The following is a 251-nucleotide window of genomic DNA, read 5'->3' on the forward strand; positions in this document are numbered from 1 at the left end:
GAAAGCCTATCGCCACCTATCCCAAGACCAAAAACAAGAAAGGGGTCTATCTGACCCTCATAGGTACTGATACAGCGAAAGAGTTGATCTATCAGCGTTATCGCATTTTGGAGCCCGGAGCGGGTTACTGCCATTGGCCTATTAAGGAGTGCTTTGATGAGGATTACTTCAAGCAGGCCACGGCGGAAGAAAAGCTCAAGAAATTCAAGCTCGGTGTTCCTTACTTTACGTGGGATGCCAAGAACCGCCGA

The 251-nt window shown here is 48.6% G+C and carries 1 protein-coding gene; it reads left to right on the plus strand.

Annotated features, from left to right (window positions below):
* On the plus strand, positions 1-251 hold a 251-nt coding region (locus tag AK963_RS30935; RefSeq protein WP_175404837.1), incomplete at both ends, for a terminase gpA endonuclease subunit.

The sequence above is a fragment of the Endozoicomonas atrinae genome (assembly GCF_001647025.1).
In the GTDB taxonomy this organism is placed as follows: domain Bacteria; phylum Pseudomonadota; class Gammaproteobacteria; order Pseudomonadales; family Endozoicomonadaceae; genus Endozoicomonas; species Endozoicomonas atrinae.